Source organism: Gluconobacter sp. ESL1110, assembly GCF_058107395.1.
The window spans coordinates 427,783-452,509 of record NZ_JBYLUK010000008.1; the positions used below are offsets into that span (position 1 = coordinate 427,783).

The window sequence follows — 24,727 nt, forward strand, 5'->3', positions numbered from 1 at the left end:
CCATATTCAGCCTCGTATGCGCCCAATTACTCCTCACTCCTTCGAGGATGAACTTTCCGGATACAATCAGCCCCCATGGCCACCTGGCAGAAGCGTGCAACAGACACGCCGTCGTGTCACGAATTTGCATACCCAAAGGCGGATTTTCAGGATCGGACATCGTATCATGACCATAGGCATCGAAAAAATGTGCTGGCTGACAGGTTCCGGCAGGCTCCATGACTCCCTCCTCAGCTACAGCACTACGCGCGCTCGCACAGAGGAGTTTAGAAATTGAGTCCAGGATCGCTATGCGGCTGCACTGATCCTCTCAAAGAACAGAAAGCTACGCATGTTGTAGACGATGCTGACCAGCAGTACGGATGAAGAGTTGAGCTGCCGCCCATCGATGGCCAAGTTCAGGCGGAATGGATCGACACTTCGCCTCATTCTGATGACGTCAGAAAATCGCCGACATGCTCCGTCGCAAATCGCGAGGCGGAGTTTTGCTTTTCGGACAGGCCGTCTGGATCAGAAGTTCCCGGACCAACCACGCATCATCGGGAAATACAAACTGTATCATACTTGCCATAAAGAGCTATGTAGGTCCCGCTATCATTCAAGACCTAACAGATCCTAGAGGGTTTTTCGCCCCCTCCCCACGTTATTCGAAACGAGCCTTTGACTCTTCCATGTTTCTCATAAGCTCATGGGCTCGCTTGAGTGCTGTTAGCAGCACTTTCGTTCTTTCGGACACGGCGTGAAGATCATGTGTGTCAATGCCGTAAAAGAGTTGTTTCTGTTTATGATCTATTGCCTTCGCAAGCACATCTGCATGTTCTGCGAAAGCCATTTGAGCATCAGCAACACGCCTGTTGAAGGATACCAAATCACCCTGAGCGCTTGTCGGACGATATGTCAGACGATCCCCTGTCTTTGATTTTCCAAATTGGGCGTCCTACATTTACATTCTTTTTTAAGAACAGTTTTGAAGACCGCACCGATAGATCGCCCCCTCAGCCCCACTCTTTCGGCACTCCAACATTTCTATAAACTGTAAAGTGCGCTTTGTGCCCCGGATTGCCCATCGCATCATACCAACGCAGCACAAATAGATAACGCGCCTTAATGCGTGAGCTTCATCAACGCACAGTGCGGCCGCGTTTCTTTGAAAAAAGGACGCAACGATCCGGTTATGTGTCCGTCGAAAAACACAGGCCACGCTCGACTTCAGTCTTCTTGAAAAGTCTGAAGCCTTCCCCATAAGATCAACAGATCCCGAACCTCAACATCTGATAACTAGACACTTGGGCGCGTGCCCTCCCATTTATCAATCACTGCGGCAGCCAAAGAATTTCCGATCACATTCGTGGCAGATCGTCCCATATCCAAAAAAGTATCGATTCCAAGAATCAACAGAATTCCTTCTTCTGGAATATTAAACTGTCCAAGTGTCGCAACAATCACAACTGAAGATGCTCTTGGAATTCCTGCCATTCCCTTACTTGTCAGCATCAGTACAAGAAGCATGGCAATCTGCGTGCTCCAGGAAAGTGTAATATCGTATGCTTGGGCAATGAATATACTAGCGAAAGTACAATACATCATCGTGCCATCAAGATTGAAGGAATACCCAAGTGGAAGAACGAAAGACGAAACCTTCCGTGATACGGGCAGCTTGGCCAACTGCTCCAGGATGAGCGGATAAGCAGCCTCGGAACTGGCTGTTGAAAATGCTAAAAGAAATGGTTCACGCATCAGGCCCACAAGTCTTTTGGCCTTCGTACCGAGAAAGGCGAATGCAATGCCAATCAAAACCGCCCACAGGATCGCGAGTGCAAGATAGAACTCCCCCATGAACTTTCCATAGATGGTCAAAATGGAAAATCCATTCGTTGTGACAGTCGCTGCCATGGCACAAAAGACGGCCAGAGGGGCAATCATCATAACATATGCGGTCACCTTCAATATAATGTAGGATAGACTTTCCGCCCATTCCAAAACAGCTCTTGCCTTACCTGGCAGAGACGCGCAGGCAATACCAAAGAAAATTGAGAAGACCACAATCTGAAGAACTTCATTATCCGTCATCGCACGGAAAATGGAATCCGGAACCATATGCTGGATAAAGCCGTCTAAAGTTAACGAATGCGCCGCCAGATGAGTATCTGTCATCATGTTGACTTTGTGCATACCCACACCTGGCTGGAAAATATTTACAAGAACCACACCAAGAGTGAGAGACAACAAAGACGCACAGACAAACCATAACATGGCCTTGCCGCCAATCCTTCCAACCGCGGCAGCATCAGACATATGACCGATCCCAACAACGAGCGTGGAGAAAATCAAGGGGGCCAAAATCATTTTGATAAGCCGCAAAAATACGGTCGAACCAATCGACAGATCACCGGCAATCATCTGCTGTGTTGCAGGAGATGGGAAAAACGCATGCGCGACACCTCCTACCAAACTCCCCAGTATCATTGCGGCAAGAATGAGCAGCATCATCCGGTTTTTATGCAACAAAATGGTTCCTTTAATTTAACGTTTGCCTTCTATGCAGGAGACACGGGAAAGTAGAAATATATCGCATCGCAATCAACAAAATTAGACAATTCCTTCAAGATCATTTTTTGGTCTCTCTCTTCTGGACATGTCCCGCTTAAGATGAGCCATGGGCTGCCTGTTAAGCCACTTCGCGTCATGATCCAGGAGAGCACTAGAACAGTCTCTGCAGGTTATAGGCTCTGTTGAGACAGAGTATTGTGGCTTGCTCGGCTTTTCTTCCGCGTACCCCAAGCCAGTCACTCTTCGATAGAAAAGATTCAGCCACCGCAGACAGGTCAATCCAGCCTCATGTGTTCAGATATAGCTGATATACCTTGTCGATCTCTGGCTGACAGCTGTTACCGAGAAGTCCCTCCCGCTCCATCAGGTTGAGTTCAATGGTCTGTCTGAGAGACGCTCATCGAGAAAATCCGTCCAAAAAGCAAGACCGAGCCTAGGCTCCTTCAACAGACGATATCTGCGATTTCCTGGCACCATCAGAACGGCACGAAATGGCGTGCCATGTCATCTGAGTTTAGTCTCTTGTGGATTGCCTCACAGGCGTTCATTCGATGCTCGCAGTTCGTGTCTGGCAACGCCTATTTGAAAAGGTCAGAGACGTGGATCAGGTCATCGGGCGATAGCATGGCGGACTGACCATCAAAATCCCTGTCATTGTCGATGCTGTGAGAAAGACTGCGATGCCTTCCTAGACGCCCGAGTAAAGGACAACAGTCACTGAAGCACAACTCTTGTTCGATGACGTCTATCCCAAAGCCTTTATCGCCTACGAGGATTACGACGCTAATCCACATGTCGGAAGAGGATTTCGCCAGACATAGTCATAAAATCACCTGCTGTGAGCAGCTAAAACGCATTGAGCTTTTGAAACATAACGCTTACATCATCCCTGCGGATCAGCGGCAAAGTGTACAAAATCCTTGAGATATTGCAGATCCTCATCTGCTTCGCGGCGCCCCAGAAAAATCTGTTTAGCAATTCCACGTTTACCAATCCTCATGGAATGCAAATCAAAACGTGATGCATATTCTTCGACCAGCCAGCGCGGAAGAACTGCAATACCTCTACCATGCGCGACCATCACCAGCATGATATCGGTAGTTTCGATCTGCTTTTGCTGACGTGGGGCAATACCAGCAGGCTGAAGAAACTGGGTATAGATATCCAACCTTTCAGCAGGAACCGGGTAGGTAATAAGCGTTTCATCTGCCAGTTGTTCGGGCGTAATAAATGTCAAACCATGAAGTTTGTGAGAACTTCCTACAACAAGAACAAGTTCATAATCAAAAACAGGAGTAAAAATGAGACCCGGCTTATAAAGAGGGTCAGGGGTTACAAGAATATCGATTTCATTACTCAACAATGCCCCAATCCCGCCAAACTGGAACTTCTGACGAACATCGACATCCACTTTCGGCCAACGCTCAAGGTAAGGCGAAACAACGTTGAGTAGCCATTGATAACAGGGATGACACTCCATCCCGATCCTGAGAATACCCCGTTCGCCGTTAGCAAACTGTTCCAGCCGCTCTTCCGCGAGAGAAAATTGGGGAAGTAGACGGTCCGCAAGGGAGAGAAGCCACTGGCCGGCCTGCGTGAGAACCAAGGACCGCCCCTCCCGTCGCCATATCTTCACACCGAGCTGAGTCTCAATCTTGCGGACAGCATGGCTAAGAGCAGGCTGTGTCAGATTCAACCGTGCTCCCGCAGCTGTGAGCGATCCTTCCCGGGCTACTTCCTGGATGATCATCAGATGATTGCGTTCGAGAATGGCCATGTCTCACCAAATGGTATGCATTGAATTCATACAATTATTGCAAATTATCATTTATATTCATTATTTAAAACCTGCCTCTGAGATGAAATTTCCATACGTCCGATTACCAGTTAAGAGCATGTCACCGCCATCTGATAGGAAGACTTGACGAATATCTTTCAGAATATAACGATGGAAGTAAGCCTTAATTATTTTCTTCTACCAAAATATCGTCCACGTCCCGCATCAAAAAACATCCTCCGCTTCCTCGACGTTTTCACAAATCATCATATGAGGGCGAGGCATAAGAGCCCGAAGATCAGAAAGCGATTACGCCGCTTCAAAGCCCTTCTTGATACCGGTATTCTCTCGATCAGAATGACTGAATATCTCAAAAATCTTGTTTATAACTATTTACCAAATCTGCCGCAGCCTTCTTACGCCCAAAGCGGTTCAAAAACTCGTGCTGTGCTAATTCTGGGCACACTCGCTGAAAAAAGAGGATAAACTCCAACCGGTGGCTATAAAAATTATCAAAAATTGAGGCTGCTTTCCGCTGGCACTTTACTGCGCAGTAAGCTGCCCCAGATCTACTGAAGTCGCTAGAAATCTCGAGAACGTGGAGAAATTTTACTCTTCACGTTACTACACGCACACAGCGTACCTCTTGCTTAAAGCGAAAACTCAAACAATTAAGCAGAGAGTTCTTTCCGAACAATTGCAGCCCCTGCGCTCAGAGCGTTCAATTTTCCTGTTGCGACCTGCCGGGACAGCGGCGTCATTCCGCAATTGGTCGACGGATACAGTTTGTCTACATCGACAAACTGTAGAGCTTTCCGCAAGGTGCTGGCGACTTCTTCGGGGGTTTCAACAGTACTGGTAGCTACGTCGATGGCGCCGACCATCACTTTCTTGCCACGGATGAGTTCGATGAGATCCATCGGAACGCGCGAGTTCTGACACTCCAGCGAGATAAGATCGATGTTCGACTGCTGCAGCTTGGGGAAAATCTCCTCATACTGTCTCCATTCCGAGCCCAGAGTATTTTTCCAGTCGATATTCGCCTTGATCCCGTAGCCATAACAGATATGAACGGCTGTTTCGCACTTCAGGCCTTCAATAGCCTTTTCCAGAGTCGCAATGCCCCAGTCATTCACTTCATCAAAGAAAACGTTGAAGGCAGGTTCATCGAACTGAATGATATCGACACCAGCGGCTTCAAGTTCGCGAGCTTCCTGGTTCAGGATTCCGGCAAATTCCCAAGCTAGTTTTTCTCGACTCTTGTAATGCGCGTCATGCAGGGTATCGATCATGGTCATGGGACCAGGAAGAGCCCATTTGATCGACTTCTTCGTAAGTTTGCGCAGAAACCTGGCATCTTCGACGAAGACAGGCTTTTCGCGCGATACAGCACCCACAACGGACGGGACGCTTGCGTCGTAGCGATTGCGGATTTTGACAGTCTGACGTTTCTCGAAATCGACGCCGCTCAGATGCTCGATAAACGTTGTAACGAAATGCTGGCGTGTCTGCTCGCCATCGCTGACGATATCAATGCCGGCACGGTCCTGATTGTCCAGTGTCAGACGAAGGGCATCCTGCTTGCCTTCGACAAGTTCCTCACCCTGCAGTTTCCAAGGAGACCAAAGCGTTTCCGGCTTTGCGAGCCATGAAGGCTTTGGGAGACTGCCGGCGGTCGAGGTCGGGAGAAGTGTTTTCATGATCATTCGGCCTTGGTGTTTTTGATGGATCAGACAGGAAACTGGACAGACCACTGCTCAAGCAGATCCTGATACGGCTTGATAAAGCGTTCTTCCGTAAACTTTCCCTGTTCAACGGCCAGCCTGCTACGCTCCTCACGGTCATAAACGATCCTGGTCAGTGAATAATCCTGATGCGTCAGGCTCGGCTGATAGCAGTCGGACGCTGGGGAGTTGGCATTGTAGATTTCAGGACGATAGATCTTCTGGAAAGATTCCATCGTGCTGATTGTGCTGATCAGTTCCAGATCGGAATAGTCCGACAGAAGATCGCCGATAAAATAGAACGCCAAAGGAGCGCTGGCAAAAGCAGGCATGAAATACCGAACCTGCATGCCCATTTTCCCGAAATACTGATCGGTCAGAGAAAACTCTCGCTGTTCATATTCGGTACCCAAAACCGGATGATGGTTTTCTGTCCGATGGTAGCTTCTATTACTAGAAACGCTCAGACAGATGACAGGGTTCTTGCCAAACAGAGCTTTGTAAGCGTCCGAATGGATCGCCGATTTGAACAGATTGCCATGCAGATCTCCATAATGATCGGGAACCTGAAACTCAAAGCGCCCCTGATTGTGTTCCGGGAGAAAAATACTGAAATCGTAATCACGAACATAAGAAGAAAAACTATTTCCGGTAATACCCGGGATCTGTTCGTTTTTAATTCTATCAATAATGGTCGTATTGAGAATTTCTATAAGTGGAAAGACATCTGGTCTTTCACCCGTATTGATTGTCATTTCAATAGAAATAATATCAAGATTAACAGAATAACGATCTGCTTTCGGGTTATCCCAGTGTGCAAGGGAGTTGAAACGGTTATCAATCATCTGCAAGACTTTCTGTAGATTTTCCTGCCGGTGTTCACCTCTGGCTAGATTGGCGAAATTGGTTGTCAGGCGTGTTTCGTCTGAAGGCGTGTAGTCTTCATCAAACCGGGTTTTCTTGATCGAGAACGTAAATTTGGCAGACATTCCTGTTTCACCTTGCTCGGGCAAAAATTCCCCAGATCAGGCTGTGAACCTATGGAGAATTTTACGTGTGTGCAGCTTCCAATCGGCGATTTTCAGGCCGGTTATGTTGAGACGCGTTGGATGCTGTTATGCCCGAGAGGATTAGTGAGAAAAAATGATTTTATTTCATAAAAACATGAAATTCATGCATACATATCTACGTCCAGAAAATTCTAGCTTTAACACTTGGGGAGCAGATCCACAGACCGTCATAATTGATACGCCCTCCCTCGCGGCACATCACACGATTTCGATCCTACGGCTAAAAAAATTTCAAATCGCCTGATTGACGCCTCAAGGACGGAAGGCATGTCGCAACACGCGATCACAAATGCCAGACCGTTTTCTTCCTAGCCATTTGCCTCGCTACACCCGTCATGTTCTGGCTTTGACGTCTGCTTCTATGCAAATATGGGATATTGCTTCCTCAATGGCGGCAATCACATGGCCCGAACTAATATGCCGTGTACACTCGAACTGTCGGGGGGTGTCTTTGTGGCGAGGACAGAAAAGAAAATTGCTGTGTTCGAAGGGATGACGAATATCGTGCCAGCAACTATTACATACATGAGTGTTGAAGACCCTATACGGCGTTTCGAACTCATTCGTCGGATGGGTAAAACCGGAAATCATCACAACAGGTGTTCCTGCAGCCCAAGCAAGCCAGCTTAACCCGCTTGAGAGACCAACAAAAAATTCCGCATGCTTGAGCCAGTTGGCGCGTTCCGAGAGAGAGGGCGAGCACCAGTTTGATCTTCGCATCCATTCGGAATCTGGTTCCAGTGTAGGCCTTGTCCCCAGACCATATCTTTATCGATACAAACAACACGATAACCGGATCGTTTGAGGAATTCTATGACATCATGCCATCCTTCGGGATTGTTCCAGTATTTGCACTGGGAACTTGCCTGCGTCGCAATGACAACATATGGCTCCTCGATTGGCCTTTGACCTGAAATAACAAGTTGTGGACGTTCTTCCTCGGGAGAAACACCAAGGATATATCCTGCAGTGCGATGAAGTCCGACCATCCGGAAATCTGCCGGCTGCCAGGAATTATCTTCATCCTCAAAGAACAGGCCAAGATGATACGTTGCGTAGTATTCGTTGTTTTTTAAGAGATAATCTTTTCTAAGAATGAAAGTGATATCTGGATAGGATGGCTCCAGAAGTTCCTTCATCTGATCTGCGAGAACAACAACAAGTTTGCATCCATGTTGTTTTTTGAAGCGAGCCGCGTAGGTGAACCATGCAATGCTATCACCAATGGTTCCGCCCGGCATCAAGATAGCGACAGGTCGATCGGTAGCATCATAAATATGAGAAAAAATGAGCACCCCGTCCCGGAATACTTCTATTTTTGCCCTCAGATAGTGTTTTTTTCGGCTGCCAAAAGTGCATTTGCTTCCTTCTCCATCGAAAAAAACCGTTTCGGTATCAAGATCAAAGAAGCGTACGCGCCATTTTCCTTCCGGAACCTGAACACGCAATCCAATATTGAAATCATATCTGATTCCTTCCGGTCCCTCCTGTGTGGGTATGGCAGCAGCAGTCAGAATACCGCCTTGATTGTCCGCATCACCCGACGAAGCTGAACTTTCATTCGCCTTGTTTTGATCAGCGTCTTTCAAACTGGGCGCAGGGCCTGCTGAATCAGGAATTTTGCCAACCTGCAGAATGGATTTGAAGATGTCGGCCGCCTTTGGGTCGGTCATGGCGTAACCTCCAGAAGGTTGGGAATTGTCTTGATAATGTCCATGACCTGTTCTGGGGCGATCAGTTTGGAGCACTCGAACTGTCTGGGTGTCCCCTCATGGCGCGGGCACCAGAGGTAATTGGAGGTATCGAGAACGCAGCGAATATCGTTTGAGCAGCCGTTGCAGGCATGCCAGTTTATGACGCGATATGGCGTAGAGAATTCATTTTCCGGTCGGGTAAAACCACTGATAAGCACGACAGGCGTTGTGCCTACGCACCAGGCGAGCCAGCTGGAGGGTTCGAAAAACTCTCTGTTTTTGATGCTTTCTATGTGATTCCCTTTCTTTGGTTTTGGTTGAGGGAATGCCGCTATGAAACAGCTTGGTTTCTTTGATGTTGAAGAGCGGCTTGCCCGTTTGAGCGGGCTTGGCGATCAGCTCGAAGCGTTCTCCCGGACAGTGGATTTTGAAGTGTTCCGCCCTGATCTGGAGCAGGCTTTGGCCTATTCAGACGGCAGTAAAGGCGGGCGTCCGCCGTTTGATCCGGTACTGATGTTCAAGATCCTGGTGATCCAGACGCTGAACAATTTGTCTGATGAACGGACGGAATATCTGATCAACGACCGCCTCTCTTTCATGCGCTTTTTAGGTCTGAGGCTGTCGGACCGTGTGCCTGATGCCAAAACGGTCTGGCTGTTCCGTGAACGCCTGACCCAGGCGGGGGCCATTGAAAGACTGTTTGACCGGTTTGACGCGACCCTGCGGAACGCGGGCTATCTGCCGATGTCGGGCCAGATCCTGGATGCAACATTGGTAGCCGCTCCAAAGCAGCGCAATACGAACGCTGAGAAAGCCGACCTCCGGGCAGGACGTACCCCCGAAGACTGGCAGGACAAGCCGGCAAAGCTGTCGCATAAGGATCGTCATGCACGATGGACACTGAAGTTCACGAAGGCGAAGCGTCAGGATGACGGGACGATCCCCACAACGGATCTGGCCATTCCGTTCTTTGGCTACAAGTCCCATGTCTCCATCGACAGGAAGTTCCGGTTCATCCGGAAATGGAAGACGACAGATGCCGCCGCCAGTGATGGTGCGCGATTGCGAGAAGGGCTGTTGGATAACACCAATACGGCCTCAAGCGTCTGGGCAGACACGGCGTATCGCTCCAAAGCCAATGAAGACTTCATGGAAAAGCAGGGATTTGTTTCGAAGGTTCACAGAAAAAAACCGCATCTCAAACCGATGCCCCGGCATATCCAGAGATCCAATGCAGGAAAGTCTGTGATCCGATCTCGTGTCGAGCATGTCTTTGCCGATCAGAAATCGCAGACGGGACTGTTCATCCGAACTGTCGGTATCACCCGGGCCACCATGAGGATCGGACTGGCCAATATTGTCTACAACATGCGCCGCTTTCTCTTCCTCGAACGATTGAGCGCGAGCGCGTAGTCATCCAGCGGGAAACAGCACTCGATCTGCTCAAAACGCAAACAGAAAACGCCCCAAAGAACCGTCAATCAAATCGCCAAAACCCAGAAATCACGGGCCAAGCACATCAATTGATGGTTCTTCGATCCCTCCACCTCTATACTTTACACTCCTGTCAAGTGCGATTGATGATGGCCTAAAGAAAACAGGCGTCAACACTACAGGGATAGCTTATTCATTAAATACGCTCGTTACAAAATTTTCAATGGGCATAACTGGGTTTATACTGGCGTGTTTACTTTCATACGGACACTATACAGCAGATAAGGCTGTTTTCTCCATCAATACACAAAAATGGATTTCAGACGGATTTTTAGGTTTGCCTCTTGTGGCAGCATGCTTACAATTTGGATTAATTGTCTTATGGCCCCGTAAAGGTGCACTAGGATCTGTTAGATCTTGAGGCAAAGCCAGCAGAGTTTCGACCAGATGACCGTATCTGCAAGCCCATTTCGGGCATAAAACCAGTGAATCGTTGCGTTTTAGTGAAATGACGGGTCGCGAAACCCTGCTCAAACTTCCTCACAAAATCAATTCGAAACATCACTCCCATCATAAACGACGTAGCGTGGTACAACCGGCAAGATGCAGAGAAACCTCATGCTGCCAAAGCCTCCATACGCACGGCCAAGTACCTGACAATCATTCCAGCACCATCTTGAAGAGAGACAACCTCAACAGGGTAGAACTTATCCAATTCACAAAACTGTCCGAACAAACGAAGCCGACTTCCTCCCTCCTCATCAAGATCAGCTTCCGGACTAGGATTTTTATCAATACAATTCACGTCAAGAAATCATTTGTAATAACTCCGTTTCTTTTCATTGCAAAAGCACACTGCTATCTAGCCTTAAATGATAATGATTATCATTTGAATCAACCTCATTTGGAACTGCCGACGTGAACCTCCGCCCTTTAACGCGTTACGCCATAACCACTCTTCTGGCTTCCACATTCCTAGCAACGGTTGTTCCTATCCCTACCCACGCCGAAGACATAAAAAAGAAATCTTCAGACTTGGAAAAAACTCAAAAACCGGTTGATACAAAAAAGAAAAATACGACAAGAAGAAAGCGTTCAGAAAAAGATCATGCCACGGCAGCATCTGCCAAAACCGTTCAGACAGCCGAAAATATCATTGTTCATTCTCAGAGATGGGAACGAGGAAGTTATACCGCACCTTCAACAAGTGCCTCCACGGGACTCCCGCTCAGTCTGCGCGAAACCCCTCAGACCGTAACCGTCATGACCCGACAGATCATGGACGACCAACAGATCAACAGTCTTGATGACGTCCTGAACACAACACCCGGTGTCACGTCTTACGCCAACGACAATGCTGGCCGCACAACCTATCGTGCTCGTGGTTTCAACATCACCAACTACAAAATCGATGGTATGCAGATCGATGCCACCACCAGTTTTGGAGGTGTTGGATCATCCATGAATATGGACCTGTATGAGAATGTTCAGATCGTCCGGGGTGCCAACGGCCTCCTGGGCGGAACAGGTGACCCTTCCGCAACCATCTATCTTCAGCGGAAAACTCCGACCAAAGAGTTCTCCGCCAATGGTTTACTCCGGTTGGGAAACTGGAATGAGCACCGCGTAATGGCGGATCTTAACACCCCGCTGAACCATTCTGGTACGATTCGTAGTCGATATGTTTTCACATGGGATGACACAGACACATTCCGCGTTCGTGAACACGTCAACCGTCTTGGCGCACTTGCCAATTTCGCTGCGGATCTCTCTACACGAGATACGATAAACTTCGGTTTTCAGTATGAACGAACCCGCAATGACGGAGCTTCATGGGGCACCAACGTTCCTATCTGGTATGCAGATGGCACCAAAACACACCTGCCCCGCAGCACCAATCCGGTGGCGGATTGGAGTCAGGCCACGCGTGACCAGTACACGGCTTTCATCAATTATGACCATGATTTCTCCGCCGGCTGGCACCTTAAGGTCGGCTACATGCGGACGCAAGGCAGTTCCTATAACAATCTTGGCGTTGCTAAAATCAACAATGCAGCAAGAAATGTTGGAGGCTATGCCGGTTTCTGGAATCAGGACGGTACAGGCGCCTACCTCAATGCCCTTCACGCAGAATATGCTGACGCACGCGACAATGCGGACGTGCATATCTCCGGTCCAATGCATTTTTTTGGACATGAACATCAGATCATTTTCGGTTTTAACGGATATAATGACGAACTGACGCAATACACCTTCAGCAAAGCGCTCGGAAATTGCAGTATTCTCGGCGTCACGCCGTATTCTGGCTGTCAGTACCGTGCGGCTGGCCTTCCTGTAGCCAATTGGCAGACCTGGGATGGCGCATACCCGAATTTTACGACGCATCGGACCAAAGCCAGAGAAGTCGATGTAACGCGCAACTACGGCGCCTATGCATCTGGACGTTTCATTCTCGCCAAAGGCCTTTCCCTGATCCTCGGAGGAAGGGTCAGCACCTATGAAGCGTATAGCGGAACCTACAATACACAGAACCAGTATTCTGGCGCGACAGGCACAGGGCGCCAGAACGCTGTCCTGACACCTTATGCAGGAATGGTGTATGATTTCACCAAGACCATGTCGATCTATGGCAGTTACACCAATATCTACACGCCTCAATCCAATCTCAGAGATGCCAATAACCAACCCCTCAGCCCCGTTATGGGCAAAAGCTACGAAACAGGCTTGAAAGGATCCTTTTTCAAACAGCGCCTGAACGCGTCTCTTGCTTTTTACCTGAATAGACAAAGCAATGTGGCAGAGGCGACAGGTGCCACCAATACAACGACAGGCGAATCCATTTATCGCTCTATCAATGGGGTCAAAACCGAAGGCATTGACCTTGATGCATCAGGTGAACTGTTGCCGGGATGGAATGTCTTCTTCGGTTACAGCTACCTGTATGAAAAAGGTCTGAGCTATAGACAGGATCCGCATCATTTGGTGCGCCTGACAACAAGCTATACATTCCCAGGCGCCCTGCATCACCTGACCATTGGCGGCGGCATTTCCAGCCAGACGAATACGGAATGGGCAACCAATCCGGGACGCCCTCTAGGAAACAGGAAATATGACAATTCCAACCTGCGTGTTGGTGGTTACACACTCATCAATCTTATGGCCCGCTACCGTCTGACCAAATGGCTCGACGTGGCTGGCAATATCACCAACCTGACGGACAAAACCTACGTGCGACAGGCGGGCTTCTACGATGGTATGATTTTTGGCGAACCCCGTACTTTCAGTTTCACAATCCGTGGCCATTATTAATACAAACTATAGCGTCACAGGTTGTATAAAAAGCACTACCTTACTATGGAGTAGTGCTTTTTCAAAAAAATCTCACGTCAGTGAAAGATAAATTTATTATCTAAATTATAAAATTTCATACAATTATTTATATATAATTTGAATTATACGGATCTCCCCCTTCTTTTATTATTTATGGATCTAATGGATCCCAAGGGTCAACCTTATTGCAATCTTCATTAGGAATGAAAATCGTCAAAAATTGCGTGATTCTTTGACCAACTATTCCTGGTTCACACCTCAGTTCGGTCATATTTCGGCTAAAAAAAACAGGGCTTGAGATATAAGCACTTTGGCCCTGATCTGTCACTATAAGCGCAGGTCTATTCTTTGGAGACCCCAGAATTTGCAGGTCTCGCGAAGCATTGCGCAGGTTTGTTGTGGTGTGACGCGCATAAGGCTCAGTAACAATGCTTCTTTCAGGAATATGAAACCGCTCAATCAGAAAGTGCCTCATTTGAGCGGCTTCTACGAAATCCGTATGAGCAGGATGCACTGCTCCACCGGAAACAATTATAAAGGGAGCCAATCTTTGATTGAAGCTCTCAACAGCCAGTTTAAGACGAAATTTTCCTAACGCTGAGAGTTGCGTACGTGGGTCTTCAGGACCTTCCCCAGGAACAATGATAGCGGTATAAGGATAGCTTTTCCAACTCAGATGGCGCGCGAAATTCAGTGCTGGAGCATTCCAGTTATTCCACAAACCAGAGAAATGAATGGCGTCCATTCTATCATTTCCGTCGAGAAGAAAGATTGAATTCGCGATAGCATCCTTAAAAAAAGGATCAATTTTGTTACTACTCTGGAGTGAGTTTTTCAGAATATTAGCTTGCATTCCAGAAATAAGGTTAGAAAAATACTCTGCCGTTACATCGATAGAAGCAGAATCAATTTTTGGATAGTGAGGGGCATGACCCTCACCATAAACAGAAAAAATATAATTAATGGCATCCGCGTCTCGGTTCCATTGAATTTCGTCATATTGTCGCCGGTAGTGCTGAGAGAGTCTGTGCAAAACGATACCAAAAACTTCTCGCTCATGTGAAGTAATTTCCCATAAATGGACGATACAAACTGGATGTGGTTTACAGTTTGAATTATCGCTTAACCTTTGAAGACGCTCATGAGATAAAGTGATAATATCTGGAGTGGAAAACACTTCTTTCTTCCACGCTGCATCCCTCATAACAGTCATGAGCCGAGGAAATATTTTCTCTTGTAACTCTTGAATTTTAATATCGTGATCAAGAGATGGTTGCACAGGCGAGGCGACTGTCAGATAGGCACCCGTAAGAACAAAAAGAACCAGAAAAAATAACGCACCCGATAAAGCTAACGCAGGTTTGAATGCTTGAAGAAAATATCGTTTCAAATCAGGCATCTCCAACAAAATCGTTCGTTAATTTATAATAATTCAGGAAACCTACGAGACCAGACGACACATTGAAACCCACTCCTTGATACACACGGTGGATTTCAACAAAGCATCACAAGACCATCATAAAAGCATCACACACAGAAATTTACACCTCCCGTAAAAGGTTGCCCGCTCATGACGGACGATGTCGTGGGTATCCATGACGCTTTCACACCGAGGCAGCGGTCTCTTCAGGATAACAATGACCACTAAGCACTCCAAGGCTTTTCATAGCCTTTTCCGACGACGGCTTCTTTCCTCCTGTATCATGGTGACATGTGGTCTCACCGTTCTTGATGGAAATGCTTTGGCAGCACTCCCCAAGAAGACGCAGCCACATCATAAAGCTACCCTCCAGACAAAAGAAGGGACACCCCGCAGCCACCCCTCTCCTGCAAACCAAATTGAATCGCAATCCAAAGCAGAAGAATTCAGCATTCACGCGCAACAGCATAATGTTGGGGGTGGGCTTTTGGTCAGACAAACAGCCCCCGTCTCTGTCAGCGAAGTATCACGCGCTTATATTTCCAAACAGGTTCCCACGATCTCTCCAACACAACTAATTGCCAGTTTACCTGGTGTTCAGGCCGGCAACGAAGGGCCTATCAACACAGAAACTGAAACCATGCACATCCGGGGCCTCGATCAGTCCCAAATCGGCTTTCTCTTCGAAGGCGTACCTGTTTCCGATGCATTCAGTTATGCGCCATGGGCGACATCCATGGTGGACAATGAAAACCTTGCTTCTGTCAAAGTGACGCAGGGATCCGTTGACCTGACAGCACCTCTTTATAATGCGGACGGAGCGATAGTTTCGATGCAGGAGATCCGTCCCACCGATAAATTTGGAGGATATATTGACCTATCAGGTGGAACACACAGCTTGCAAAAGCAGTTTCTTCGCTTAAACACAGGTGAGATTGGCCACAGCGACGTTCGTGCATTTGCCTCTTTTTCTCACTCTGCTGCCAATGTATGGAGAGGTCCCGGAAAAATCGAGCGTTACCACGTAGATGCTAACGTTGAGAAGCGATGGGCCCCAGAAAGCAGCACAGATATCGTTTTTGGCTACACCCGTTCACATCAGAATATTTACAGAAATCCAAGCCTCGCACAGTGGAAGAAGTATGGAACAAGTTTTAATTATAGTGGAACATACACTACTGGAGACACAAGTTACTACAAAATAAATGAAAGATTTACTAATGTAATATTCGGCGCAATGCACAATGATTTTAAATTATCCGATGAGCTGACACTTCATATAGAGCCCTATACGACGTTCCAAAGAGGCCCCAACAATTACGGATCAACCATTCCCATTGCAGGTGGTTATCTTGGCACTCAGCAGTATGGCACCTTGGATGGATATGAAGGGCAATCAGGAAAAGTCACCGTCGAAAGCGTACATCCCTGGAAACAGAACACCAGTGGTTTCACAACTAATCTTGACTGGAAAACACGCCACAACACACTTTCACTATTTTATTGGTATTCTTATGGAAATCATACGGAATATCAGCATCAATATGCTTTATCTTCGTCTGGAGACTGGAGCTACAACCAAAAGTATCTAACTGTTAATGGTGTAGCCATTACAGGTTATCAGGAAAACACGGTTCAGCAGGTCAACGCACTCGGATTGGATGATAAGCTGACCCTGTTTGGTGATAAGCTTCTGATTGACGCCGGTTTCAAAGCCTCCATGGCCTCCGTCAGTGCAACACAGAATCTCCCTGGTGCTGATCCTTACAAAGCTGGCAAAAATTATTTTGAACCTACGCCTCAGTTACTTACCAGCTATCACATTACCAAGAACGATCAAGTCTACATGAATGCAACGACATCCTACAGGTTGCCATCCGGTTGGAGCCCCTACGTTCCACAGTTTTCAATGACGTCTGCAACGCCTTCCAGCACACCTTCAAAAAATCTGGGCGCTGAATACTTCATTGGAGAAGAAGTTGGCTACCGTCATAGTGGACCTATCAATGTCTCTGCATCGTGGTTCCACTATAATCTGACCAATCATCAGATCGGCAGTTCATCCTATCTACCTGGAACAAGTGTCCTTATCAGCACCCAGATTGCTGCGGGCGGTGAAGAAGCTTGGGGATTCCAAGGAGAAATCGGAACGCGGCCGTGGCATCACATTAGTGCTTACGCATCTGGACAGTTTCTACATACCCGAATTGGCAATAATGTTGATGCTGGGACAGATTATCTTCCAACAAAAGGAAAGCAGGAACCCGGCGCACCGAAATGGAGCGGTGCTATTGGCCTGACGTATGATGACGGGATTTATTTCGGGAACTTTAATCTACGATATCAGGGCCCCCAGTACTCAACCTTAATGAACGATCAGAAAATTCCTGGGTACATGACTGCCGACCTTAATCTTGGTCGAACCCTCCCATCTTTCAATACGCGAATTCATCCAAAAATCATGCTAAATCTCGTCAATATGGGAGGAGTAAATTACCTGTCATCGATTAGCGGATTCGGGCTGACTGCTGTGAAGCAGAAAGGTATTTTTGGAAACACTGTTAACGCATCCACACCAAGCTACGTGGTTGGCTCAGCATTCACCGCTGTTGTAAGCCTCTCAGCAGACTTCTAATTCCGAATACGCCCACTCTGATTGAGTAGGTAAATTATTCAGATCAAGAACCCGGAAGCAATTAAATGCTTTCGGGTTCTTGATTGCTTCAGACAGTCTCTTGGGCAATTGCGGGGTCAGTCATGCTCGGATTTCCATTTTCAATGTGCCCTCCAAGACGCCAGATCATGCCATTGCCTCTTACGGTTATATCATACCAACCGTGGGTTTCTGTCGTGTCAATTTCGATCTGGGCAGGGGCGGAGTTCAGGGTATGTGATGTCTTGCAATGATTATACCTATTTTCCACTGAAAAATTTGTAATCGAGGCGTCGAGAGACAGAAGTAAGCGTTGTGATGTGGGTTTGGACATACTTGTCAGCCTAGCGGCTTCTGTCTGGTTCGTCACTTGTCCCGAAAACTGACGAAAGAATCCATTTGGACCATAAATATCGATATCATAATGATCAGACTTCGATATTGACCAGTGATCTTCAAGGTTTTTACCCGGCTCAACGGTATAAAACTTCGGGGGCGTTCCCCCCGACTGATCGCGAACATGAAAAACAGCTGCAGCGTTTCCTGAATTGTGAAATTTGATTTTCAGACGAGCCTCTGACGGTAGAATCCATGTCGTAACATGAAGATCATAAGGCAATGCCCGTGCCCGTCGTATACCGACTTCCTGACGTGGCATGATCTGTTCGATGGGTAATTTTACCACCGAATTGGTGTGAGTAACATGATCTGGCGGCTCATAAGACGCCGTAGAAGGAAGGTATAACGAAGAGCTGTTCGGGCTTGAAAAATCAAAAGCAGATGTGAGATCGCCACACACGGCGCGACGCCAAGGCGTGATCTGTGCTTCAATTAACTTGGGATGCTCGTCACTAAAGCGACGCTCAATAAACTGAATCAGAGATGTATGATCAAAAACCTCTGAATTAACCCACCCTCCCTTACTCCATGGCGAGATAACCAGCATTGGCACTCGCGGACCCAACCCATAGGGACCGGCATCATGGGTAGCACTCCCAGCAAAAATCTCATGATCAACAGGAATGGTAGATTGACCATGAGCGGCGCTTATGGGTGGCACAGGAGGAATAACATGATCAAAAAAACCATCATTTTCATCATAGGTAAGAAAAAGAGCCGTACGGCTCCAGACGTCGGGGTTGGAAGTTAGAGTATCGATGACGCGTGAAATGAACCAAGCACCATAATTAGCTGGCCAGTTCGGATGTTCATCATACGCATTGGGACACATCAACCAGGAAACTTGAGGCAGTGTCCCACCGGTGACGTCCCTTTGCAGATCATCAAACAGAGTTCCTGAAACAGCTATGTTAGTCCCTGTGCGAGCCTTCAAAGCAAGAGCTTCTTGAGGAAGAGCAGTCTGATATTTAACAAACCGAAGAAGCGTGTTGTTGGCAGAATTACCAATATAATGATCCGAGTCATCTCCCCAGTTATTTTCCGCAGTCAGTCCCGAACCAATATCCTGATAGATTTTCCAAGATATGCCTGCTGCTTCCAGCCGTTCTGGATAGGTTGGCCAATCACAGACCAATGCATCAGTTTCCAGTTGAGGCCCATGTCCTTTACCGTCGTTACCAGTCCATCCGGTGAACATATAGTTGCGATTGGGATATGTAGGTCCCATGACAGAGCAATGATAAGCATCACAGATGGTAAATGCGTCTGCAAGAGCGTAATGAAAGGGAATATCTGTCCGATTAAAATGAATCATCGTCGAAGCGGTTTTATGCGCGATCCAATCATCCCATCGTCCTTCATTCCAAGCACGGTGTGTCGTGTTCCAATCGTGAGGTGTATCTCCAATAAAGCTTAAACCTAGATTTTCCTGTTTAGGCCTGAAAGGAAGTAGCTCTCCATCTCCATGCCGTTGCCGCCAAACCGGATTTCCATTGGGTAGCCGTGCTGTGCGTGGATCCCCGAAACCCCGAACACCTGAAAGAGCACCGTAATAATGATCGAAAGAACGATTTTCCTGCATCAGGATGACAATGTGTTCCACATCCTTAATGGATCTTGCCCTGTTATTGGCTGGCAACGCCATTGCTTTTCGAATACTGCCTTGTAAAGCAGTTGTAGCAAAACCAGTTCCCATAAACTTTAAAAATGTACGACGATCTTGAGACATACGCTTTTTTTCCAATAGAATTTTTCAGATTTTATTGAATTTTCTACGGACTAATGTGAATTTTTTATTTAGTTATAAAGATCAACTCAGGCTCAGGCCTCATAGCCAGAACAAGACGGTCGGGCATCTGTCATAGCGTGTTGCGACCCTTCTCCAGTCTTTGAGCCTGCCGAACATGATCTCGATACGATTGCATCTTTTGTATTTCAATTTGTCGTATTTGACCGGTTTGCCACGAGATTTTCAGCCAGGAATACAGGGCTTTATCCCTTTTTCCTCCAAGGCCTCCCTGAACCAGCAAGCGTCATAGCCCCGGTCTGCCAGCATTCATTCGGCTGGTGGCAGACTGTTCAGAAGGGCAGCTGCACCGGTGTAATCACTGATCTGGCCTGTTGTCATGAAGAAGTCGAGCGGACATCCGTTCCTGTCAGTGACGGCATGTAGCTTCGTATTCATCCCGCCTTTAGCGCCCCTAATCAGGCGGCCCGGAACCCCTTTTTTCAACTGCAGGCTCGTAGTCGTGCGACGTACTTTGAGAGAGGTCGCATTAATTATGATCGTCTAGGGCTCTGTCTTTCCAGCGGCCGAACCATCTATATTCCCAGGGGCATCACGCCCGCGCAGACCATTTCTGTTCACGAAAATGATCCCGCTCAACACACGACGGTCATCAACGCGAGGTTTGCCATGGCTCTTCGGGAAAAAGGGCGGCAGACGGACCATCTGCTCGCCCGTCAACCATACAGGTCACTCATCTTCAGGCTCTTCAAGGAAGCCTGAATTACATCCTGCCGCCCATATCAATAGGTTCTGAACCTAGCCTAATATCAACTTTACCAGCTATATCCTATACTGGCCTGAGCGTTCCGGCGTTCACCATAATAGCAGTATTGCCCATCAGCGCCGTAAGCGAAGCAGTTCGCAATATAATTTTTATCAAACAGGTTTCTTACACTTGCAGACATTTTCCAGCCACGCAGGGAATGAGACATGTTTTTCAGATCATAAGCCACGGATGCATCGAAAAGAGCGTATTGCGGAAGCCAGACACTTCCATACGTCGCTTCGCCACCATAAGTCTTGTTCGAATAACGCATACCGCCGCCAAAACCGAATCCTTTGAGCGGGCCGGAAGGCATCGTATAGAAAGCAAACAGGGAGGCGTTCCCCTTGCCAGACTGGATCAGAGGCTTTCCAGTTGAATCATCCTTGACCTTCTGGAAACTGACTGCCGCTGTGACCATCAGATTATGGAATGGCTGGACATGCGCTTCAAACTCGAAACCATCCGAATGAACAAGCCCGCTTTGCAAACTATACCCAGTATTGGCAACGGAGACGAGCACGTTGCTTTGCTCGATATGAAAGCCTGCCGCAGTAAAAAGGACGGACGTACCGGGGATCTGGTATTTAAGGCCACCTTCAAGCTGCTTTCCGATGGACGGATGAGCCTGACGCAGTGTTGCCCCTCCGTCATTCGATACCGTACCGGACTGTGGCTGAAAAGACGTCGAGTAGCTGATATAGGGTGAAAGACCGAAATCGAAATGATACAGACCTGAAGCGCGCCAAGTGATCTGGCTTGCGCTCTGCCTGGTATTCGACTGCTCGAAATATTCGTCCTGTCTGGACCGGTACCAGTCATTACGGATACTACCCGTCAGAATCAGACGCTTCCAGCGGATCTCGTCCTGCCCATATGCGCCTGCCTGATGGGATTTCGTAACATAACGCAGATAAGGCGTCAGATCGGAAATGGCCATGTGATAATCGGGATGCAACACGTCCAGATCCGGCGCATCGCCATAGGATTCCGTATCGTTCGCCTTCTGTTGCATGTAGTCAAAGCCGAACATCAACGCATGGCGCAGCGGACCCGTGCGGACATTCCCCTTGAACTGGCTGTCAAAGGCCAGATTATAGGTATGCTCCTGCGTACCATAAGCGGAGCGGGACAGCATCTGACCACTGGTGCCGTCATCGCTGTCATAATATCCGTTGTTATAGACACTGCGATAGATCGTCCTGATATCATCATAACGGCCGCGCGTACTGAAACTCCAGTCATCATTGAAGCGGTGGTTTAGAATATAAGTAATGGCACCCTGACGACGGTTGAATTTCTCTGCCGATACATCCCCGTCATAGAAATTGCGCGGTAGATACCCGTAGGACGCCCGCTTGAGAGAGCCGATCAGTGGAACACCTCCATAAGAGCCGTTCTCCGGATCATACTGGTAGTTCCCAAGCAGTGTCAGTGTCGTTGGTCCGTCTCCGCCGAACGTAAAGGACGGACTGATGCTGAAACGCCGGCTTCCAGTCCTGCTCAGTTGCGTGTGCTGCCCATTGATAGTCCCATACACACGATAACGGATCATTCCGTCATTCGTAGCAAAGCCCCCCACGTCCGCATCAACACGATAAAGATCGAACATACCGCCTGTCGTAGTTACGCCGCCATAGAACCGTTGGTCCGTCGGCAGCTTGCTAGACATGGCCGTCAGGCCGCCGGGGCTAGATTGTCCGTAAAGTGCAGACGCCGGTCCTTTGAGAAGCTCCACGCGATCGAGCCGGAAGGTATCGGTCTGGGCCACCGCAAAACCTGTCGGACTGTCCTGAAATTTCAACCCATCCAGAAAGGTTGGAACCGTAAATCCGCGCAGATCGAAAAGATCATAGCGCGTCCCTTCCCCGCCGCGTGTATCTGCAGTCACACCCGCAGCATAGCGAACGGCCTGATTGAGGTTCAGCACACCGCGGGCATCCATCTCGTCACGGGTGATGACCGTCACGGACTGCGCAGTCTCGACAAGAGGTGTGCTCGATTTGGTAGCCGATGAGGCAACGGTTGACGCGAGATGGCCGCGGACCTTGATCTGCTCGACATCCTTTGCGTGTGTTTCCAAGGCTTTTGGAGCGGCCCGCGCCGTCACGGTTGCTTCGGGACGCCGATCCGTATCGGGCATCTTTTCCTGATCGGCTGCGAAAGCCGTATCGCTCAGGACGACCAAAAAAAGGCTCGTGTAGATGATTCTGTTACGCTGCATACCCCACCCATGTGTCGTTACCGGCTTCTGCACCCAGAGGGTCGGCGGTCTATTTTTTTGAGAATAACTCTTAATTGCGCTCATAGTCATATTCGCAGGTGTCATCAACCGATGCGAAAGCCATTGGCCCGAACGCAAACAAAATCTGCCTGATCGACGATAACGGAAGTTGTCGGAAGGACGGCCGGAAGTTACGGAACTGGTGTTAGCGTGGTCGCCCGCAGGGCACGAGGAGACATTCCGAACGTCCGATGAAACATGGTGCTGAAACTGCCAGCATTCTCGTAACCCAGTTCGAATGCTACTTCGGAGATAGGCTGCCCGGCGGCGAGACGGGACGTTGCTTCGATCACCCGGACACGACGACGCCATGCAGCAAAACCCATACCCATTTCCTGATGGAAGAGTCTTGTAAAGGTCCGTCTGGCCATACCCGATTCACGTGCCCAGTGGTCGATGTCCCGGCAGTCTCCGGGCTGCGCGACAATGGCCATACACACACGTAACAGACGCTGATCAGAAGGAAAAATCAGCCGGTTCATAATGGGAGCCGCACGGCGAATTTCATCAATCAGAAGCTGCGCAATGGCTGTCATACGCTCATCCATGACAAATTCGTATTGCATGGCGATAATCTCATCCACAAGCCCGCGCATGAGAGACGAGACAGCAAACATCTTGCAGGGAAGGTCCGCGGTCTCGCTCATACCCGGATCGACATAAACCACCTGAAATGTGAGATTCGTGCGACACTCCGCCTGATGGAGGGTGTTAGCGGGAAGCCACAGTCCCTGCCCGGCGCCCAGCACGAAGCTCTGGCCCAGAGCACTGACCGTTACCGTTCCTCCAAGAAACAGCGAAAGCTGGGCGCGATCATGTCTGTGATATGGGTCCACAAAACCGTCTACATAACGATCCGCAAACCCCACGACCGGAGGCGGACAAACTGGCAGGTCCGCCGTCCTCTTCATAACACCCTGATCTAATTGGTTTTTCTTCAAGAGATATCCGGCATGATGACCACGTCCGGTGCTCCATTCATTTTTTTCCCCTCGTAGCCGAGGTATTACACACCACTTTCAGGCTTACCAAGTCGATTTTTGTATCAGTAGGATCTGTAGAAGAAAGCCAGGAATTGCCATGCAGGTTTTACGCAAAATAGGGGCAACACGACATATGCACCTCTGAAACCTGTTGAACAGAGGGAGATTCTGTGAGGACTAATCTGGAAATGTCACGGTTTAGTTCCGGACTTTTGAAACCGAAGATAGTCCTGAAGGCGAATTGGAATAGGACATGTTGACAAGAAAGAATTCCGACGCAGAGTGATGCGTCTGGCTCTGGGCAGCAGTCTGGCGCATGAGCGTATTTCCCAGGATCTGGGTATTGAATCTTCAACGTTGAAGACATGGATCCGCGATAGTCAGAAGCTTGATACTGTGTGTCGCTGACACAACGGATCATACAGCACTGTTGCGTGAGAGCGAGAGGTTACGCCGTGAAAACCTCCTGCTGAAGGAGGAGAAGGAATTGCCAGCTATTTGGTTTCAGAGACCGAGGTTTGGGAGTGTGACGACGTCGTCCGATCTGTGTCAGCAGAAAGGAGGATGATGCTCTGAATTCGTGGCTTTTCTGCTGGGCATCATCGCATTGGACGTCTGATGTGAGAGAATGGCATTCATGTTGTCAGGATGCGACGCTTCAAGGCGACAACCAACAGCGTTCGCAACCATGCCATTGAACCCAACCTGCTGGGGAAAAATTTTTCAACACCAGCCGTCAATCAGAAATAGACAGCGCACGTCACATACCTCTGGACACCCGAAGGCTGGCTTTACCTGGGTGTGATCCTGGACCTCGTCTCACGAAGAGTCATCGGCTGTAGCCTTGGAGCCCGTAT

13 protein-coding genes and 3 pseudogenes are annotated in these 24,727 nt (G+C 48.4%); 5 read left to right on the forward strand and 11 right to left on the reverse strand.

Going from position 1 to position 24,727, the window contains the following annotated elements:
- Nucleotides 1-1,278 precede the first annotated feature (1,278 nt).
- The 6 genes and pseudogenes from AC3B6F_RS10540 to AC3B6F_RS10565 all read right to left on the reverse strand — a co-directional run bounded on the left by AC3B6F_RS10540 (nucleotide 1,279) and on the right by AC3B6F_RS10565 (nucleotide 9,033).
- Complete coding sequence (locus AC3B6F_RS10540) at nucleotides 1,279-2,505, reverse strand: dicarboxylate/amino acid:cation symporter (protein ID WP_489824319.1); 1,227 nt, start codon at nucleotides 2,503-2,505, stop codon at nucleotides 1,279-1,281.
- A gap of 928 nt (nucleotides 2,506-3,433) precedes the next feature.
- Nucleotides 3,434-4,327, reverse strand: a complete 894-nt coding sequence (locus tag AC3B6F_RS10545; protein WP_023941852.1) for a LysR family transcriptional regulator — start codon at nucleotides 4,325-4,327, stop codon at nucleotides 3,434-3,436.
- Nucleotides 4,328-4,998: 671 nt separating this feature from the next.
- Nucleotides 4,999-6,027, reverse strand: coding sequence for a methionine synthase (locus AC3B6F_RS10550; protein WP_489824320.1), 1,029 nt, complete (start codon nucleotides 6,025-6,027; stop codon nucleotides 4,999-5,001).
- Between the two features lie 29 nt (nucleotides 6,028-6,056).
- Nucleotides 6,057-7,040 (reverse strand): DUF1852 domain-containing protein, encoded by a 984-nt coding sequence (locus AC3B6F_RS10555; RefSeq protein WP_489824321.1) that lies wholly within the window; start codon nucleotides 7,038-7,040, stop codon nucleotides 6,057-6,059.
- 414 nt (nucleotides 7,041-7,454) lie between these two features.
- Nucleotides 7,455-8,794, reverse strand: a pseudogene (locus AC3B6F_RS10560) (autotransporter strand-loop-strand O-heptosyltransferase).
- Nucleotides 8,791-9,033: a hypothetical protein gene (locus AC3B6F_RS10565; RefSeq protein WP_489824322.1), complete on the reverse strand. Its 243-nt coding sequence runs from the start codon at nucleotides 9,031-9,033 to the stop codon at nucleotides 8,791-8,793. Before AC3B6F_RS10565 ends, AC3B6F_RS10560 begins: the two are co-directional and overlap by 4 nt.
- Before the next feature lie 115 nt (nucleotides 9,034-9,148).
- On the opposite strand from AC3B6F_RS10565, the gene AC3B6F_RS10570 reads away from it, so the two are divergent.
- The 3 genes from AC3B6F_RS10570 (at nucleotide 9,149) to AC3B6F_RS10580 (ending at nucleotide 13,558) form a co-directional block, all read left to right on the forward strand.
- Nucleotides 9,149-10,228, forward strand: a complete 1,080-nt coding sequence (locus tag AC3B6F_RS10570; RefSeq protein ID WP_489823012.1) for an IS5 family transposase — start codon at nucleotides 9,149-9,151, stop codon at nucleotides 10,226-10,228.
- A gap of 151 nt (nucleotides 10,229-10,379) precedes the next feature.
- Entirely contained in the window at nucleotides 10,380-10,670 is a 291-nt protein-coding gene (locus AC3B6F_RS10575) for an MFS transporter (RefSeq protein WP_489824514.1), read from the forward strand.
- 497 nt (nucleotides 10,671-11,167) lie between these two features.
- On the forward strand, nucleotides 11,168-13,558 hold the full coding sequence (locus tag AC3B6F_RS10580) for a TonB-dependent siderophore receptor (RefSeq protein ID WP_489824323.1): 2,391 nt from the start codon (nucleotides 11,168-11,170) through the stop codon (nucleotides 13,556-13,558).
- Nucleotides 13,559-13,730: 172 nt separating this feature from the next.
- Here AC3B6F_RS10580 and AC3B6F_RS10585 read toward each other — a convergent pair whose 3' ends face one another.
- Nucleotides 13,731-14,969 carry a YdcF family protein gene (locus AC3B6F_RS10585; protein WP_489824324.1) on the reverse strand — a complete coding sequence of 413 codons (1,239 nt, stop codon included), beginning with the start codon at nucleotides 14,967-14,969 and terminating at the stop codon, nucleotides 13,731-13,733.
- Between the two features lie 247 nt (nucleotides 14,970-15,216).
- Here AC3B6F_RS10585 and AC3B6F_RS10590 point away from each other — a divergent pair, with 247 nt between their 5' ends.
- Complete coding sequence (locus AC3B6F_RS10590) at nucleotides 15,217-17,634, forward strand: TonB-dependent receptor (protein WP_489824325.1); 2,418 nt, start codon at nucleotides 15,217-15,219, stop codon at nucleotides 17,632-17,634.
- An 88-nt stretch (nucleotides 17,635-17,722) separates the two neighbouring features.
- Here AC3B6F_RS10590 and AC3B6F_RS10595 read toward each other — a convergent pair whose 3' ends face one another.
- The 4 genes and pseudogenes from AC3B6F_RS10595 to AC3B6F_RS10610 form a co-directional block, all read right to left on the reverse strand.
- Nucleotides 17,723-19,780 (reverse strand): phosphocholine-specific phospholipase C, encoded by a 2,058-nt coding sequence (locus AC3B6F_RS10595; RefSeq protein WP_489824326.1) that lies wholly within the window; start codon nucleotides 19,778-19,780, stop codon nucleotides 17,723-17,725.
- Nucleotides 19,781-19,879: 99 nt separating this feature from the next.
- Nucleotides 19,880-20,535 (reverse strand): annotated as a pseudogene (locus AC3B6F_RS10600) (IS5 family transposase).
- A 78-nt stretch (nucleotides 20,536-20,613) separates the two neighbouring features.
- Nucleotides 20,614-22,827, reverse strand: a complete 2,214-nt coding sequence (locus AC3B6F_RS10605) for a TonB-dependent siderophore receptor (RefSeq protein WP_489824327.1) — start codon at nucleotides 22,825-22,827, stop codon at nucleotides 20,614-20,616.
- Nucleotides 22,828-23,018: 191 nt separating this feature from the next.
- Complete coding sequence (locus tag AC3B6F_RS10610) at nucleotides 23,019-23,798, reverse strand: AraC family transcriptional regulator (RefSeq protein ID WP_489824328.1); 780 nt, start codon at nucleotides 23,796-23,798, stop codon at nucleotides 23,019-23,021.
- Nucleotides 23,799-24,671: 873 nt separating this feature from the next.
- Here AC3B6F_RS10610 and AC3B6F_RS10615 point away from each other — a divergent pair.
- Nucleotides 24,672-24,725 (forward strand): annotated as a pseudogene (locus AC3B6F_RS10615) (hypothetical protein); the annotation flags it as partial.
- Nucleotides 24,726-24,727: the final 2 nt, after the last annotated feature.